This is a genomic window from Okeania sp. SIO2F5 (assembly GCF_010692685.1).
Lineage (GTDB): Bacteria > Cyanobacteriota > Cyanobacteriia > Cyanobacteriales > Microcoleaceae > Okeania > Okeania hirsuta.
This window is the reverse complement of the sequence record NZ_JAAHGU010000019.1, coordinates 35,514-54,287: the sequence shown is the minus strand read 5'-3', so window position 1 is coordinate 54,287 and position 18,774 is coordinate 35,514. Positions and strand designations below refer to the sequence as shown.

General features: G+C 34.5%; 12 protein-coding genes and 1 pseudogene. 10 read left to right on the top strand and 3 right to left on the bottom strand.

From position 1 onward, the window contains the following. Positions 1-121 precede the first annotated feature (121 nt). Positions 122-2,062, bottom strand: a pseudogene (locus F6K27_RS10130) (serine hydrolase). A 592-nt stretch (positions 2,063-2,654) separates the two neighbouring features. On the opposite strand from F6K27_RS10130, the gene F6K27_RS10125 reads away from it, so the two are divergent. Further along, positions 2,655-2,987, top strand: a complete 333-nt coding sequence (locus F6K27_RS10125; protein WP_124147309.1) for a hypothetical protein — start codon at positions 2,655-2,657, stop codon at positions 2,985-2,987. 378 nt (positions 2,988-3,365) lie between these two features. Beyond that, positions 3,366-4,418 (top strand): three-Cys-motif partner protein TcmP, encoded by a 1,053-nt coding sequence (locus F6K27_RS10120; RefSeq protein ID WP_353735962.1) that lies wholly within the window; start codon positions 3,366-3,368, stop codon positions 4,416-4,418. Here F6K27_RS10120 and F6K27_RS10115 read toward each other — a convergent pair. Then, positions 4,396-5,184, bottom strand: a complete 789-nt coding sequence (locus F6K27_RS10115) for a DUF5131 family protein (RefSeq protein ID WP_287273110.1) — start codon at positions 5,182-5,184, stop codon at positions 4,396-4,398. The genes F6K27_RS10120 and F6K27_RS10115 overlap by 23 nt on opposite strands. 359 nt (positions 5,185-5,543) lie before the next feature. On the opposite strand from F6K27_RS10115, the gene F6K27_RS10110 reads away from it, so the two are divergent. The 6 genes from F6K27_RS10110 to clpP all read left to right on the top strand — a co-directional run bounded on the left by F6K27_RS10110 (position 5,544) and on the right by clpP (position 12,971). Further along, positions 5,544-5,876 (top strand): hypothetical protein, encoded by a 333-nt coding sequence (locus F6K27_RS10110; protein ID WP_287273108.1) that lies wholly within the window; start codon positions 5,544-5,546, stop codon positions 5,874-5,876. A gap of 1,117 nt (positions 5,877-6,993) precedes the next feature. Then, a complete protein-coding gene (locus F6K27_RS10105) occupies positions 6,994-8,094 on the top strand; it encodes an acyltransferase family protein (protein WP_287273106.1) in 1,101 nt (366 codons plus the stop codon). Between the two features lie 155 nt (positions 8,095-8,249). After that, positions 8,250-9,098: a GNAT family N-acetyltransferase gene (locus tag F6K27_RS10100; protein WP_287273104.1), complete on the top strand. Its 849-nt coding sequence runs from the start codon at positions 8,250-8,252 to the stop codon at positions 9,096-9,098. A gap of 1,232 nt (positions 9,099-10,330) precedes the next feature. Beyond that, the gene (locus tag F6K27_RS10095) at positions 10,331-10,837 is read left to right on the top strand and encodes an ATP-grasp domain-containing protein (protein WP_287273102.1); all 507 of its coding nucleotides are present in this window, start codon (positions 10,331-10,333) and stop codon (positions 10,835-10,837) included. Position 10,838: 1 nt separating this feature from the next. Beyond that, positions 10,839-11,066 carry a hypothetical protein gene (locus F6K27_RS10090; RefSeq protein WP_287273100.1) on the top strand — a complete coding sequence of 76 codons (228 nt, stop codon included), beginning with the start codon at positions 10,839-10,841 and terminating at the stop codon, positions 11,064-11,066. A gap of 1,317 nt (positions 11,067-12,383) precedes the next feature. Further along, entirely contained in the window at positions 12,384-12,971 is a 588-nt protein-coding gene (clpP, locus tag F6K27_RS10085; RefSeq protein WP_287273098.1) for an ATP-dependent Clp endopeptidase proteolytic subunit ClpP, read from the top strand. A 194-nt stretch (positions 12,972-13,165) separates the two neighbouring features. Here the strand turns inward: clpP and F6K27_RS10080 are convergent, their stop codons facing one another. Continuing rightward, the gene (locus tag F6K27_RS10080) at positions 13,166-14,383 is read right to left on the bottom strand and encodes a hypothetical protein (protein ID WP_287273096.1); all 1,218 of its coding nucleotides are present in this window, start codon (positions 14,381-14,383) and stop codon (positions 13,166-13,168) included. 204 nt (positions 14,384-14,587) lie between these two features. On the opposite strand from F6K27_RS10080, the gene F6K27_RS10075 reads away from it, so the two are divergent. After that, a complete protein-coding gene (locus F6K27_RS10075; protein ID WP_287273094.1) occupies positions 14,588-15,823 on the top strand; it encodes a transposase in 1,236 nt (411 codons plus the stop codon). Between the two features lie 437 nt (positions 15,824-16,260). Beyond that, positions 16,261-18,567 carry a ribonuclease R family protein gene (locus F6K27_RS10070; RefSeq protein WP_287273092.1) on the top strand — a complete coding sequence of 769 codons (2,307 nt, stop codon included), beginning with the start codon at positions 16,261-16,263 and terminating at the stop codon, positions 18,565-18,567. Positions 18,568-18,774 lie beyond the last annotated feature (207 nt).

The window sequence follows — 18,774 nt, the reverse complement described above, 5'->3', positions numbered from 1 at the left end:
AAAATTTCAATAACCAGACCCATAATTATTTTATTTGAGACATGAGGAAAATTGATTTATATTTAAACTCGCCTCTACCTAAAAGATGAAGTGTTTTCCCAAACCTCATATTTTTCTTGATCTACCTATCTAGAGGAATCAAATTAAATGAAATACAAATTCGTTTGCTATCTCCAGTAAATGGAATAGTAGAGTGCCAAAAATAACAAGGAAAAATTACTAATAATCCTGCTTCTGCTTGAATCGTATATTTCTCTTTTTTTGCCATATCCAATTCTCAGGGAAAAGAAGTACCAAAATTTAAGTAACCAGAGCCATGATGATTTTCTTTTATACTATTCGGAACTTGAATATAATAAACGCCACTACAATAACTTTCAGGATGAATATGAGAGTTTTGAAATCCTTCTGACTCTAAAATAACCGCCCAATCACTGAGCTTCCAGTCTGAGGGTAAATTATGGAAAAATTGATCATTAGAGTTAGCAGTGAAACGACTAAAATAATTAAAGAGGTAATGATTAATTTTTTGCTTCAGTTCTGCCATTACGGAAGTATTATCTGTAAAAATTTCGTAAGTTTGACTACCTCTATTTATTGGTTTACCTGGTCGGTCTTTTAAAAGAGTGGGATGTCGAACAATGTAATCTTTCAAGTCACTATTATAAGCTGCCAAAATCTCCCATCCTTCTACATTGGCAAACTGGTATTTAGCTACTAATTCTGAGCAGTCAAAAATAGACTCAGCTTCAGACTTTTTACCTACATCTTGCAAAGCTAAACCCAGATGAGCATAAGCTTTGATATGTCTATGATTAATCTTTATCGCTTTTTCAAATTGAGCGATCGCTTCTTCAGATTTACCTATTTCTCGTAAAGCTATTCCTAGTTGTGCATAAGCATCAGCAGAATTATAATTAAGTTTAATAATTTTCTGATAAAGTTCAGGGTTATCCTTAACTTCAAACCCATTAGTATATTTATAACCCACACTTATAGGACGATCTTTAAATCGATCTGTAGGACGAATAGAGAGAAATTTTTCAATGGTTTCTTGATTAGCTATTTTTACCATTTGCTGCCCATCTTTACTCTTTAAATTTCCCCCATTAAGTAGCATTTGCAAAAAACGAGCAAAGTCATTAGGAGTAGAAACTAAACCAGCACCTCCTGAAAAATAAGTATCTCCTGTAAGATAAGGATAAGCTTCATCAATAAATAAACCAGGTTTTAATTCTCTAGTTTTCTCACCTATAGATTCTAAATTTTCATTGGCATTTGGAGTATAAGTAACTGCCAAACGATTTAATTTATTTTTAGTCACAAAAAACCCAGTATCATCCATTTCTAAAGGAGTAAAAATTCGCTCTGCCAAAAACTGATCAAAAGGTTTTTGGGAAACAACTTCTATTAGATAACCCAAAACATCTGAGTTAAGACCATAAAGATAATCTGTACCTGGTTCAAAAGCTAGAGGAACTTTGCTTAAACGATTTACCATTTCGCCAATAGTTCCTGAAGTGGTTGAAAGACCATCAGAAATATTAGCAGCTTGTAATAAGGGAAATAAAATTGGTTGATTCTGGAAATTATAGGATATTCCCGAAGTATGATTGAGTAATTGCTCAATGGTAATCTGATTTTTTGCAGGGGTGGTAGTATAATCATTTCCACTTCCCGAATTACCTCGTACTAGAACTTCCATATTAGCGAAAGAGGGAATATATTTAGAAACCGGATCAGTTAATTTTATAGACCCATCTTCAGCCAATAAATAAGTAGCAAAACCAGTGACAATTTTAGTTTGAGAAGCCATCCGAAAAATATTATTTTCTACCATTGGAATTTTTTTTTCCAGATTGCTAAACCCAAAAGTTTGACGATAAGCTATCTTGCCATCTTTGACAATTAAACCTACTGCACCAGCAATTTTTCCAGTGTCTACAAAGTTTTGAATATCTTCTGTTAAAGCATTGAGTTTGACTGCAGAAAGTCCTACTAACTCTGGGTTATCTACTGTAGTAAAACCCTGAACTTTTACTACCAGCGGCAGATTAATCAAAGCTGATATTATTACGATTAATAAGAATATTTTGAGCTTGTTCATATTTTAAAGGAAGAAAAATACGTTCCTGTCAAGTAAGCATTTCCTGAGGAATGCTGCGCAAACAGCCGTCAACTATGAGTTATTCTAGCGGTTTTCACAAAGGTAGACTACAGACAAAATATAAGTATGTTTGAAGTTTAATAATTACAGACCTAATAGCTGTATTCTATGTTAATGAAAACCACTATAACTCGTTATCTTGGAAGGAGGAATTACTATCCAAGCAGAATTAAAACTTATAAAAAAAAGGTGTCAGCTAACCTTACAGGAAAAGCTGAATGCTGAATGCTAATAGCTGAATACTTACCCTGTAAAAACTGAGAAAATATTTTCTATATACTACTACAATTAATAATTATATCTTCATCTCAGCATTAAGCTATAAATATTATCTAAATATCCCATGATTTGATATTTTAAATAACATTAACAATCAGAGTAAAGCCAAATTACCTAATCTGTTGAATATTAAAAAAAGACAAAGAGATAGGAAAAGCCTCCCAAAAAAACTTATTTTAAACAAAACTAATTAAAAACAGTCCTAATCATGGCAAAAATAACTCACAAAGAAGTATTCGACCTCCTAATCAAAGAAGTTCTTGAAGCTTACCCACACGTGGAAAATAAGTTGGATTTTGTATCTAAAGATATTTTAGAGCATCTTCTCTCTAATAGTGATGGAGTGAGAGAAAGATTGCGTAAAGGTTCTTTTACAAAAGATGATGGTGAAATTAATGAAACCGAAGCTTTTTTACTCACCTGGGTGGATGAAATATGGGATGTAGAAAATGGTAACCAAGGGTTATATGAAAAATTTATCTCTGAATTAAATGGAACACCACAGGAGTTTGATTTATATGACAAAGAGGTACCTCAATAAGGTGATTTAAGTTGTGGCTAAACAAACAAATCTAGAAAGCATTTAGTCGTCAGCTATCAGCTATAGAAATCCTAAATGATTTGTGCAAAAAAATGGTCTCCAAATCCAAGGGAAAATCGGATTTGGAGAGCAAACCGCTACGATAAAATGTTACAACCTATTCAGGATTGCTATATCAAACAAAGGAATTTATTGTTCAAGAATATTCGAGTGGAAATATTGTCTGGGTTTAACAAAAACTTAATTTTACCAATAAGAACAATATCTAAATAAGTATTAAAATAGAGCGATAATTACTAGATATTTTAAAGTGTAGGAATATGACAAATAATTCTTTTTTTTGATGAATCTAGAGAAACATCTTTAGTTAAAGCTGAAATTGTAGCTAAATATTTTTGGGCTTGGGCAAAGGTCATAATACCGCAAGCTAAAAAATGGGGCAAAGATATTGCATATATTGATCTGTTTTCTGGACCTGGTCGTTATCAAGATGGTTCAAAATCTACACCATTACTAATTTTAGAACGTGCTATTGCTGAAGAAGATATGCGAGAGAGATTAATTACTATTTTTAACGATAAAAACTCTGATAATACAGATTCACTTCAGCAAGCAATAAACTCTCTCGAAAATATAGAAACATTAAAATATCAACCACGAATTTTCAATACGGAAGTAGGAGAAGAAGTTGTTCAAGCATTTCAACAAATTAGTTTAGTACCTACACTATTTTTTATCGATCCGTGGGGTTATAAAGGTATATCTCGTGAACTAATAGGTTCAGTAATTAAAGATTGGGGTTGTGATTGTATATTCTTCTTTAATTACAACAGAATAAATATGGGATTAGGAAATCAGGCAGTAGAAAAACACATGAAAGCCTTGTTTAGTGAACAGAGATTTAATCAGCTTAAAAAAGAACTTAAAGAAATGCAGCCATACGAAAGAGAATTAAATATCATTGAAAATATATCTCAAGAACTGAAAAATATTGGTAGCGGATATGTCTTACCTTTTTGCTTTAAAAATGTTGAAGGAACTAGAACTAGCCATCATCTTATTTTCATATCAAAGCATATTCGAGGATACTCAATTATGAAAGAAATTATGGCTAAGGAAAGTTCATCTTCTGAACAAGGTGTACCAATTTTTGAGTATAATCCTGCAACAAAATATCAACCTTTACTTTTTGAACTATCCCGACCACTTGATGAGTTGGAAAATATGCTTTTAAATGAATTTTCGGGTCAGACAATTACAATGATAGATATCTATAATCAACATCATGTAGGCAAACGATATATCAAAAAAAATTACAAAGATGCTCTAATAAAATTAGAAACTAAAAGTCAGATTATTGCAGAACCATCTAAGCGTAAAAAAAATACATTTGGAGATAAAGTAAAAGTTATATTCCCATCGAAACATTAATCTTTTTTTTTCTGGATTTACCCTTAGATTCTACCTTGTATCCTCTCCATTTTTTTTGATGCTTATTCCACAGTTCCGGCATTTCATCCCAAACTTTTCCATCTAAAATTCTGCCTGAAGCTTTAGGAGTTCTACCTCCCCATTGTTTAAAGAAAAAAGCTACATTAGCAGCCTGACATTGTTCATAAATATTTTTTACCCATTCCTCTTTCATCGGACGATATTTATTGCCAGATTCACCACCTACAATTACCCAATCAATACCTGTTAAATTAAGTTCTAAATCACCTAAAAGTGGTTCACAAGAAAGGAATTTTACATTAGCAGGTACTTGTCGTAAATAATCTACACGATGAACATAATTTTGACTTTCCACTGACACACCCATCCAAATATTTTCATGCCATTCTAATTGAGGTGCTACATCAACTAAACGTTCATGTCTTTTCGTCAAAATTTGATAAATATGCCAAGGGGTTTTGCCAATTATTTCAAATACTTGTTTGATAAAATCAACAGGAACATCTTCGTGAAAAATATCGCTCATTGAATTAACAAAAATTCTACTAGGAGTACGCCAACTTAAAGGTTGATTCAAACGCTCAGGATGAAGTTTCAAAGCAAACCCATCAGGAAAATTATTAGTAAAACGTTTTGTAATTGCTTCCGCATAACAATGAGTACAACCAGGACTAATCTTATCACAACCTGTTGTAGGGTTCCAACTTTTGTCCGTCCATTCGATACCAGTTTTACTGCTAGCCATAGTTAAATTTACCTTCTCAAAAAAGAATAATTTTTAAGGTCTAATTATTTAATTAAATATTTTTTTATTACTTATCTAAAGTATACCTTTTTTTGAATTTTAAATCAATTTATTTGTCCAGCAATATGACAACTAAAAATTATCTCAATAAAAAAATATAATAGTTACTGAATATCAATAATAAAATAGTTAAGTACTTCTGCAAAATTAATTACATATTTTGATATTTTCAATAGCATTAACAACGAGAGTAAAGCAAAATTACTTAATCTATTGAATATTAAAAAAAGACAAAGATATAGGGAAAGCCTCTCCAAAAAACTTATTTTAAATAAAACTAATTAAAAATTGTTCTAATCATGGCAAAAATAACTCACAAAGAAGTATTCGACCTCCTAATCAAAGAAGTTCTTGAAGCTTACCCACATGTGGAAAATAAGTTGGATTTTGTATCTAAAGATATTTTAGAGCATCTCCTCTCTAATAGCGATGGAGTGAGAGAAAGATTGCGTAAGGGATCTTTTACAAAAGATGATGGTGAAGTTAATCAAATCGAAGCTTTTTTACTCACCTGGGTGGATGAAGTATGGGATGTAGAAAATGGTAATCAAGAGTTATATGAAAAATTTATCTCTGAATTAAATGGAACGCCACAGGAGTTTGATTTATATGACAAAGAAGTACCTCAATAAGGTAATTTAAGCCGCAACTAAATAAACAAAGCTTGAATGCAGCAAAAAAATATGTACCTTCTGATTAAAGCTACTTATTTTATATAGCAATTTCCAATAAAGGTGAGGTACAAAATTCGTTTATTTTTGGGAGTAGGGAGTAGAAAAAAGAAAAACAAATGTACCTCAGTAACTGGAGAAACTCTATAGCTAAAATTGGTAAATAGGTAAGCTTTAGCCATAAATTAAAAAATTAATTTTTATGCTATCATTTGGTCTCAATTCTGCTAATAGTTGAGACCTCACTATTCCTATATTTAAAGGAATAAGAACTAACCTTGGTAATATATTTCCTGATATTTCCTGCTTCTATTAAGTGCAATAGCTTGAAAAATAATCAAGATGTTTTTTGAATAGACATAGGCTTGAAAACTAAGTTTTTGGTGAAGTATTACAACGGTTTAATATTGACGATCGCCATAGTTATAAAAGAGAATATGAAATAACTACTTATATAGTGTTTTTATTTAAGATGTAAATATATAGCAATCAGGAATCAGTTTTGAGAATTGAGGTGTTCCTTAAAAGCATATAAGATAGCAATGATTATATCGACATGATACGTTTATGATACATTTTTTTATTCTTATCTGTTCCCTGTTACTAGATCCGGTGTTCCCTAAAAGTTTCCAATATCTCACAACTCAAATCTTATGGCTATAGATTGAAATTTTTGATAAAAAAAAGCGCTGTTTTGAGTATCTGATATTCTGGTATTTGCTGCTATTTAATATTTTTTTAAAATGGATAATTAACAATTGATAATTAATCCATTTGCTTTAAAGCCTTTCCTTTTAAGGATAAAAAAAAATCAGATTTCCTTATATTCAATTCCGTAACGGTTTTAACCATAACCAGAGGTAATTATTCATTATTCATTATCAATTGATGAACTCCTTGACTATTCCCTATACCTTTTTTAATAGCACTTGGCTTCCACATTCCAGATAAAAACGCTATAGCTGGAAAATTATAGAATTTATTTTTTTGATATTTATGAATACAAATTGGGAGTGTAGTGCCAATAAGAATCAAAACGCGGTAGTATAATTTCCTACTATCAAAACCGAAATAAAAAATGCGCCTAAAATCTCTAGATGTATTTCGTGGCATTACAATTGCCAGTATGATTATTGTTAATAACCCAGGCAGTTGGAATTATGTTTATTCACCCTTACTTCACGCAAAATGGCATGGCTGTACACCCACCGATTTAGTATTTCCCTTCTTCTTATTTATCGTAGGTGTAGCAATGACTTTTTCTCTGTCAAAATACACCGATAAAAACCAAACAACTCCACAAATTTATCGGCGAATTTTGCAGCGATGCCTCATACTTTTCCTCTTAGGTTTACTACTAAACGGCTTTCCTAATTACGACTTAGCTAATATTAGAATTATGGGAGTATTGCAACGTATTAGTTTAGCCTACCTCCTTGCAGCGATCGCCATCCTTAACCTTTCGAGAAAACAACTTTATGGACTTGCCGCCGTATTACTAATTGGATATTGGATAGCCATGCAATTAATATCCGTTCCCGGTTATGGCGCTGGCGACCTTTCCCCAGAAGGAAATCTTGCTGCTTATATCGATCGCCTTATTCTTACCCAACAACATTTGTGGGCCGGAAAACCATACGACCCAGAAGGTCTATTTAGCACTTTAGCTGCTATAGTAACCGTTTTGATTGGTTACTTTGCAGGGGAATGGCTCAACCATCAACCAATCAAAAGTCGCACTAGCTTAAATCTGGTCATTTTCGGTCTTAGCTGTTTAGTAGTGGGGTATATCTGGGGACTATTTTTTCCCATCAATAAAGCTTTATGGACAAGTTCTTATGTAATATTTACCTGCGGATGGGCTTTAATTTTACTGGCCGCTTGTTATGAAGCGATCGAAGTCCAAGGTTGGCAAAAATGGGGACGGCCATTTGAGGTGATGGGATTAAATGCCATTTTTATATTTGTAGCCTCTGGATTTTTGGCTAGACTAATGATTTATAACAAAATTAGTATGGTTGAAAGTTCTCCTACTATTAAGACATGGATATATGAACAATTTTTTCAATCTTGGGCTGGTTCATTTAATGGTTCTTTGATTTTTGCTATTGTGAATGTATTATTTTGGTGGGGAATTTCTGAATTTATGTATCGTCGAGGTTGGTTTCTTAAGGTTTAACTAAATGCAGCATTCCGTCTCCAAAAATTTAGGATTCAAATAGAGTATAAAAGTTTTTGATAAATGGTATTAGTCAGGTATTCAATATGATTGAATGCTCTAACTGTAGCTTATTTAAAAAAGTTTAAATTGAGATATTTTAGGTAAATTTGAAAATGAGTATTAACCAAGATAATTTTATAGTTCGTCCAATGACTCTAGCTGACTTAAAATTAGCTATAAGTTGGGCATATAATGAAGGATGGAATCCTGGAATTGATGATGTTAATAATTTTTATGTGGCTGACCCTCAAGGTTTTTTAATTGGAGAATTAAACGGGGAACCAATAAGTTGTATTTCTGTAGTTAGATATAGTCAAAACTTTAATTTTATTGGTATTTATATTGTCAAACCTGAATGGAGAAAAAAAGGATTTGGCTTAAAAACTTGGCAGGAAGCTTTCAAGTTAATTAATCATCAATCTGCTGCTTTAGATGGTGTTTTGGAACAAGTTAATACTTACCGTAAATCTGGCTTTAAAACTTCTCATAGTCATCTGCGTTATCAGGGAATAATTCCTGGTGAAATATCTCAAGATGTCAAAGACTTAAAGACTATTAATTTTGAGAAACTTTGTAGTTATGATCGCCTTTATTTTCCTGCCGACCGTCCTAATTTTCTCAAAGCATGGATTAATCAATCAAATGGTAAAGGTTATGGAATAATTAATGATGGAAATTTAGTTGGTTATGGTGTTATTAGAAAAGCCAAAGAAGGATTTAAGATAGGTCCTATATTTGCCGAAAACCAAGAAATAGCAGAAAAGTTATTTTTAGCTTTGTGTAGTTATTCGGATAATCAAAATGTTTATATTGATGTTCCTAATATTAATCAACAAGCTATTAATTTAGTTGAAAATTATCAAATGCAATCTGTTTTTGAATGTGTCAGAATGTATTCCGGTCGAGAACCAAATATTGATTGGACAAATATTTTTGGTGTGACTAGCTTAGAGTTAGGATAAACTTTCAAAATGATTTGATAGGGTCATTTCAGTTATCAGTTAGCCTCCTCCGGAGGTACTGCGTTAACAGTACCTCTGGAATAAGGAGGCTTGATATCAGGAATATTCTCTTTTTTTATCCCCTTAAAAGGCAATGCTTTATAAACATCTTTCTTCACATAAAACGTAGACATTATAGACAAATTATGTACAAGTCTTTCAAAGGTTTTTGTGAGAGAAAAAGTGTATGAAAAAGTACATTTTTTTTGATAACTTAAGTAGTTTTTCCTATCTACTATGATTCTTTCTCCCTTCTCCCCTGCTCCCTGCTCCCCTGCTCCCCACAAGGTTTTCAGGAGTTCCTGATCAGGGATAGCTTAAAAGGGGAGACTTTAGACCACAATTTTTCGGTAATGAAGCTGATAGTTGAAAGGTTAACACTAAATGTGTACCTTTTTTTTCTCACAAAAAGCTACAAATATCGGTAGTAGATTGAAGAAGGAGACAGGAGACAGGAGACAGGAGACAGGAGGAAAATTACATGGGGATTCGCTCCCCCAAGTAATGCGTGAACACCCCCGTTGACGGTGGGGTATTAAACCCACAAAGAAAATGATAAATTTTTCACATGAGATAGTTAAACAATTAGATAATCAAACTATTTACACTACCTCTGAAAATTCCTATTATTGGATATCAAAACATTTACATTTCAGTGAGATTCCTGAAAAAATAGAGCTATTTAAGAATAAGTATAAATTCCGGAAACTAACAAAATCAATCTTTCCCAACTTCTACTTCAGAGAGATACCTACAAAAGACCTCAAAAGAATTGAATTTGATCAAATTCCACTACCATTTATACTCAAACCAATAACTGGCTTTTTTAGCATGGGAGTTTATAAAGTTTCCAGTTATACCAATTTTATAAATGTTTGCTACAAATAGCTAGGATATTTCTGATAGCAATGAGCGCTAGTATATTTACAAATTGCAGGAAAGGCCAAATAGCTAAAAGTCTTATATTATCAGCAATTTATTCCCCCAGATGAGCTGTTGCCTGTTGCCAGATGAGCTGCGCACAGCGCTATAGAAGTCAGTCCTCAGGAGTCAGGAGTCAGAATCAATGCCTTTAATAGAAGTTTTTAGGTCTGAATTTATCTTTTTAGTCCAAGAGACATCTCCTATAAAGTATTTTAATTGCCCCTATTATCCGTAACATTATTTTTTCAAATTGGTATTATTCAGAATGGGTGAAAACCATCGATTTAATCACAGAGGAAATAGCTCAAACTAAAAACTTATATCCTGAAAGTGTATTGAACACCAATTCATTGATCATTGAAGAATATATCGATGGTGAAGAATTTGCTGTAGATGCTTATTATAATTCCATTGGCAAACCAGTTATCCTAGGAATTTTTAAGCATATATTTTCTTCAGATAATAGTGTCAGTCAAAGAGTTTATTGTTTATTCAAAGAAATTATTGAAAGTAACCTTGAGGAATTGACAAATTTTCTAGAAAAAATTGGTGACTTTGCTAGAGTAAAAAACTTTCCAGTACATATTGAGCTGAGAAGAAATAGTAATGGTATTTTATTACCTATTGAAGTAAATCCAATTCGATTTGGTGGTTGGTGTACTACCGCAGATTTATCTTTCTTAGCTTATGGTTTTAACCCCTACTTATATTTTTACTATCAAAAAAAAACCAGATTGGTGTCAAATTTTAAAAGAAAAAGAGGGAAAGTTATTTAGCATGGTTGGGTTAGATAATTCCACTGGAAAAAATGTCAGTGAGATTACATCATTTAATTATGATAAATTGCTAGCAAATTTTGAAAAACCCTTAGAGTTAAGAAAGATAGATTACAAACAATATCCTATCTTTGGCATCTTGTTTATAGAAACTAGAGAGGAGAATTTTCTGGAAATTAAAAACATCATAGATTCAGACCTAAGTGAATTTATCACAGTCAATAAATAGGTTGATATATTCATAAGTTACACCAAATTTTTAACCTAGTCGATCTAGTAATATAAAAGCGGTACAAATATAATTACTGAAGAGCGAGGCATTGAGATAGTTAAACAATTAGATAATCCGAGTCTTTACCGAAAAATTGTGGTCTAAAGCCTCCCCTTTTTAAAGGGATAAAAAAACGATAATATTCCTGATGTCAAGCCTCCTTATTGCAGGAGGTAGTGATAACCGATAACTGAAATTACACTACCTCTGAAAGTTCCTATCATTTGGATGTAAAAACATTTTAAATTTACCGATATACCTGAAAAAATATAGCTATTTAAGAACAAGTATAAATTGATGAAACTCGCAAAGTCAATCTTTCCCAACTTCTACGTTAAAGAGTTTTTTCAAGTAGAACTAAAAAGTCTTAAGTTTGACAACATTTCATATCATGTCCGCACATTATCGTTTGTGTAAACCCCAGGGTGAATATCTACAGGAAATTTAAGTTTTTTTCAGCCTTTTAAGTCTTCTTCCATCTTCCATCTTCCTTATTCCTTACCCTTACTTTACAATACTGATGCTACCGGACTTAATAGCATGAAAGTCTATAAAGTTTCCAATTATGAGGAATGGGTTAAAACCATAAATTTAATCACAGAAAAAATAACTCAAACTATCAACTTATATCCTGACTGTCTATGGAATACTAATTAATTTAGTTGTATTTCTAGCATTGATGCACTATTTTAGCTTTGTCATTGTATTATAATCTGCTGCCTAAATACTAATAAACTTGGTAGTCGTGCATTGTAATTATTTTGCTCAAGGGGAAGAACAGTAGAAGCAAGATGCTCCTATGAAGCGCCATTTTTCATCTACATATACCAATACAGTTTCCTACGGAATGCTGCGCAAACAGATAAGATAAAAATTCATAAGCTATGGAACCATTAGAGTAGCTTTTGAGATTACATAACTGCCAAAAAAATCCTTAACTGAACTGTATTGCTACATATACCATCACTATGCATAACTACCATAAACTTTACCTTAATTCCCAATAAATTAGCTAAAACTTAACCATAATTGCCCTTAATATATTAATGTCAAAAAAATAATTTCAAACAAAAAAATATCTATAAATATTGTCAAAATAAGAATGAAAAGTAAAAAAAATATCCACTATTTTATCTTTGCAATTGTCTGGTTAAATTCTGCCTAAATACTAATAAACCTTACCTGACTTCCTAATAAATTTGCTAAACTTCAACCAGAATCGCTAAGATATACAAATGTCAAAAATTTTGACACTTAACTTTTGACTTAAAAAATATGATTCCAACCGTTATTGAACAATCTGGCCGTGGCGAAAGAGCCTTCGATATTTATTCTAGACTTCTACGCGATCGCATAATATATCTAGGAGAAGCCATAGATTCCGATCTGGCCAATCTAATTGTCGGCCAATTATTATATTTAGATTCAGAAGACCCAGAAAAAGATATTTATCTCTATATCAACTCCCCTGGTGGATCGGTCAGTGCAGGGATGGGTATTTATGACACCATGAGACACGTTCGCCCCGATGTCTGTACTATTTGTATGGGAATAGCCGCCAGTATGGGAGCATTTCTTCTCAGTGGAGGAACAAAAGGCAAAAGAATGAGTCTACCCCACGCTCGAATTATGATTCACCAACCATTAGGTGGAGCACAAGGTCAGGCCACAGACATTGAAATTCAAGCTAGGGAGATTTTATACCTCAAAAAATACCTGAATGACTGTTTAGCAGACCACACAGGTCAACCCATAGAAAAAATTGCAGAAGATACAGAAAGAGACTTTTTTATGTCAGCTACAGAAGCAATGGAGTACGGCTTAATTGACCAAGTTTATAACCGTAACCCCTCTAATTCTTAACCAATTTTTTCTTGATTATCACTAAATTTTTGTCTTTTTCTTTTGGGTTGAATACCCAGCAGTCTACAGGATGTTTACAACTGGTTGGGGTTTGAGTCCCCATCCATTTTTTCCTTCTTCCTTCTTCCTTCTTCCTGATTATTCCTTATTTCTTCTTCCTTCTTCCTGATTATTCCTGATTATTCCTTATTTCTTCAAGGCGTATCTAACTTTTCTAAATGTTGTAAGAAATCTTGCAATTTTTCAAAGGAAAGACGTGTACGCCCTTCCTCTCCATAGTTTTTTTTGAGATAAGTTTTTCCTTTTGTTGGACTCCAACCTAGACGCTTAATTTCATTAGTAGTTTTACCAAATACTTCTAAATACTCCAAAAAGCTTTGTAACTCATCTACACTTAACTGTTCTAAAGATTCTTTATTATGACTATATTCTAAATAATCTTGTTGTTGCTTAAGCTTCCATCCCTGATGTTTACTTTCTTTTGTCACTTTCAGCAGTATATCTAAATATTGATGGAAATTGAATAATTCTTCTGTTGTTAAAAATTGGCGTGTTTTTTGATGATAATTTTGTTCGAGAAAATCTCGCTCCTGTTCTTTCGTCCAGCCTAAACTATCAATCAAAATGTCTATCTTAACATTTTCATTAGATACATCGTATGATGAACTTAGTGAATAATTTTCATCATTATTATCAATTGATTGAGCAATTTCTACTGATGAATCTATAGATTCTGATGTAGTTATTTCACTATCTATATCATTATCATTTCCAGAGCTTATTAATGTTTCTGTCGCCTCATCAATCTTTTCCTCCTTCTGTTCCGTACCATAGTCAGTCTCTAACCAACTATTATCAAATTCACTCGGATTTTGAATACGATAGGGAATCTCATCATAGTTAATACTAGATTCTACTACTTGTAATTCCTCTTTTTCCACCGGGGTATAAATTTCTGATTTTTCCAACTCAGACGAAATAGTTGAACTATCAGGAACCTCATTAACATCTAAAGACAAAACAGTTGAACTATCAGGAATCTCATTAGTATCTAAATTCGATATTGCTGGTGGTACTTCCTCTATTTCTTTTTCTAAATAAGTGTTTATATAAGTATTAGTCTGTGGTGTTGGAGGACTGACAGATGGAGGAGGACTAACAGATTGAGTAGGATAAAATTGAACAGAAGTTTGAGGTGTAGAAATAGATTTATCAAGTGGAAGAATAGCAAGCGATCGCTTTCTAGCTTGGTCTTCTGCCAACTCCACAGTATCAGCCGCCCCTAACCCACTGGCCAAAGTTTGACCATTGACCTGCACTAGGACACGAACCACATACTTACCATTATGGATAGTAATTAACTCAGAGATTAAGCAACCTGTGGGGTAACAAGCTCGAAAACGTTCTAACATAATTGTCTACTTAGTGAAACCTAGATCGAGTTAAAAGTCCAGTTTAGTACATTTGCCCAAAACTTCAGAGCTATTTCATTGACCAAAAAAAGCTGGTCTCAAGCCCTGTCCTAGAAGGACGGTGAACCTCAACCGGCGTTGGAGAAATCTAGCTGAATGTGTTAAAATATCAATATACCCCTCCCAAAACTAGCCTCATATATTATGATAGTCTACGAGTTTAAAGTCAAAGGAAAACTGAATCAATACCAAGGTATTGATGAGGCAATCCGGACGGGGCAATTTGTCAGAAATTCATGCTTGAGGTTCTGGATGGATAATCCAGGAGCGGGCAGGAAAGAGCTATATCGGTACAATACCGAATTGCGTGCAATGTATCCCTTCGTCAAAGATTTAAACTCCCATGCTTGTCAGGCATCTGTAAAAAGGTGCTGGTCAGCCATTGCTCAATTCTTTGAGAACTCCAACAGAAACATCCCAGGAAAGAAAGGATATCCACAGTTCAAGAAAAATACTCGCTCTGTCGAATACAAAACATCCGGTTGGAAGTTGCAAGACCCTAAACACATAGAGTTCACCGACAGAAAAGGGATTGGCAAGCTTAAACTGATGGGGACGTGGGATTTAGCATTCTATCCAGTTGAGAAGATTAAGCGGGTGCAACTGGTCAGACGAGCTGATGGCTATTATTGTCAGTTTTGTATTAGTGTAGATATCAAAGTTGAGAGTGAACAGACATTGCATAACGTCGGTTTAGATGTTGGACTCAAAGAGTTCTACACCGATTCAGAAGACAATAGAGAGCCTAACCCAAGATTCTACAGAAAAAGCGAGAAGCGAATGAAGTTCTATCAGCGTCGCGTTTCTCGTAAGCAGAAAGGCAGTACCAACCGCCAGAAAGCTATTAATAAACTGGGACGAGTACACCTCAAAATAAGTAGGCAACGTGAAGAATATGCCAAGAGACTGGCACGTTGCGTCATCCGATCTAACGATGTGGTAGCCTATGAAGACTTGAGGATTAAGAACTTGGTGAAAAACCACTGTCTCGCCAAGTCTATTAATGATGCAGGTTGGTATCAATTCAGAAAAGCGATGCAGCGCGGTCTTGGGGGTTTCCCCCATGAGCGACTGCATCAAGAATGGTTAGAGTATTTTGGGCCAAAGTTTGGCAAAGTAACGGTTGCGGTTAATCCTGCATACAAGACCCAAAAATGCTCAAATTGTGGCACCACAGTCAAAAAGTCATTATCCACTCGAACCCATATTTGTCGATGTGGATGTATTCTAGACCGCGACCACAATGTGGCCATCAATATCCTGAATTCGGCCTTAAGTACGATGGGGCACATCGGAACTTGGCTCAATGAGTCAAACGCTTTGGGAGATTCAGGCACTACTGAGGTTGGAGAAATCCTGCCTCAGCAACTTGGGTCGTAGAACAAAGAATTCCCCGCGCTATGCCTAACGGCAGGCTACGCCAACAGCCGAGGGAGTGTCAAAAACAATACAGTCCAAAGTTGGTTACCTTTTCTTATAGAATAAACAAACGATTAAATTAGTCGCACGTCCATAGACCTGAATCACCAAAAAAGAATAAGTTTCCCATAAACTATTGTGAAGACAAAAAAGTACAAGCCATTTATCCTAATACATTCACAAAAAGTAGCAAAGATAGTGGTAAATACTAGATAGCTGGGCAGTTTTGTCTACGATGAAATAACTCTACTCAGTAAATGTCTTGCCAAAATTAGCTTAAGAGGGCCATTAAGCATTTAACTAGGGAAAGCTGATTAAGACGACTATCTAGGTGAGACAGTCAAGACAGACTAATTTATAGGATAGCTGAACCGATAACAAAAAGGATAAAACGCTGCATGAAATTTTCCATCGCTACACTCCTAGCAAACTTTAGTGAAGACAAATTAGTCGCTCCTAAAGCAGTGGAGAAAAAACTAGATTGTCAAGACGATCTAAGTATCCATAAATTACAAATTGTTTTGGATGCTCTAGAAAAAATAGGAGTTTTAGCCAAAGATAAAGGTCGTTATCGACGACTATTTGAAGAGGCAATTGTAGAAGCAAAACTTCGCTGTTCCAGTAAAGGATTTTGCTTCGCAATACAAGACTCAGAAGGAACTGAAGATATTTATATTCGAGAAAGTCATCTGAGTAACGCCTGGAATAGCGATCGCGTCTTAGTCAAAATCATCAAAGAAGGCAGTCGTCGTCGGAGTCCAGAAGGAGAAGTAAAATTAATCTTAGAACGTGCTAACCCCTCCTTGTTAGCCAGAATCAAACAGATAAATGGACATAATGGAGAACCCTATTATCGGGCAGTTCCCCTAGACGATCGCTTACTATTTGAACTAGACCTAGTACCAGAAAGTCCTGACCTAGCGAATGCCATCGATCACCTTGTCCATGTCGAAGTATTGCGCTATCCCCTGGGAGAAAAACGTCCAATAGGAAAAGTAGTTCAAATTCTAGGTTCAGATGCAGAAGCAGCAGACGATATGGATATAGTATGTTGCAAACATGACTTGCCCCGGTCTTTTTCTGATGCTGTTCTCAAAGAAGCTGAGTCCTTGGTTAAGCACTCGACAAAGGCTGATCAAAAAAATAGATTAGATTTGCGCGAACTGCTGACAGTTTCCTTTGGAAATGCCAATAAGAAAGACATTAACCATGCTCTGAGCATAGAAACAACTTCCTCCGGTTATTGGCGAATAGGAATTCATATTGCTGATGTAGCATACTTTATTAAACCAGATTCACAACTAGACAAAGAAGCTCGTAAGCGAAGTATTAGTATATACCTGCGGGATACAGTAATTCCGATAATGCCAAAGATAATATCAAGTGATTACTGTTCTTTACTACCAGAAAAAGATAGACTCGCGATATCAATCCTAGTTACGGTCAATAAAAATGGTCAAATAGTTGAGTTTGAAATTGAACCTAGTGTCATCAAGGTAGACGATCATCTTAGCTATGAACAGACCAAAGAAATTATCAATGGAAATACAGAGGAATTAGCTAATCTGGCCTCAGATCAAATTGATAATACAATTAATAAACTCAATCATGTCAGTCAAGCAGTCCGCAATGCAAGATTACGAAGAGGTGGTTTCGATCTAAATTTACCAGATGAAAAAAGCTATTACAATGATGAGGGAGAATTGGGAGCAATGATAGTTCCCGAACTATTTCCGGCTCGATCTATGGTAGCAGAATTAATCGTCCTAGCGAACCAAGCAATAGCAAGTCACTTACTCGCACTGGGAGTACCAGCAATTTATCGAGTCCAAAATACTCCAGATCCAGGAGACATCCAAGAATTTATTAAATTAGCTAGTAATCTTGGAGCTGAGTTATATCTAGAAGATGAAGAAGACGTGCAACCTGCTGACTATCAAGCATTTATTGAAGAATTTACTGCAAAGAAATCAGAAAGAGTGCTGGCATACTTGCTTGAAGATACTTTAAAACCAGCTATTTATAGTACCATAGCTCAACCCCATTTTGGACTAGCATTGCAACATGGTTATGTTCATTGTATCTCGCCAGTTTCCAGATATTCTGACCTGCTGATTTCACGAGTATTACATACCATCTTTAATGAAGGACGCGATCGCCGTTCGAGTCGCTCCAAAGAAGGTGTAGAACTCAGTCACTCTTCTTGTCATGGCAAAATCACCTGGAATGTTCTACCTCCAGAAATACAGCAAGAGTTGGAAGCACAACTAACATCAGTAGTTGTACATTTAACAGAACGAGAAAATGTTGCACAGGATGCTCAAGAAGACTTGGAGGGATTAATTAAAACTGGATTGATGAAGGAACGCACAGGACAAATGTTCCAAGGTTTGATTACAGGGGTGCAGTCTTACGGTTTCTTTGTAGAAATTGAGATTTCCTCTGAGTCAATAGAAACTTTCAGAGTAGAAGGTTTAGTTCATGTATCCTCTCTCAAAGATGATTGGTATGAATATCGTTCTCGGCAACAAACCCTTGTGGGACGGAAAAATCGTAACCAGTATCGACTGGGTGATATGGTAGAAGTACAGGTCAAAAGTGTTGATTATTATCGCCAGCAAATTGACTTAGTTGCAGTGGGTGGTGGTAGCGTTGCTTTTGATGATGATGAGTTTTCACCCCCTAGTCATCCTTATAGATATTAATTATCTTTTTCGGTGTTGCTGAAGGGCGGGATGAATATAAGTGGGGTGGGTATCCTACCTACCCGAAAATATAAGGTGTTGCTGAATGATTGTGTGATTTATTAGTAGTCAGTAGCTAGCAGCTAGTAGTTAAAAGAAGCTATTTTTACTTACTATTAATACCTACTCACTCACCAGTTTCATTCCTTATTTCAGCAACACCGGAAA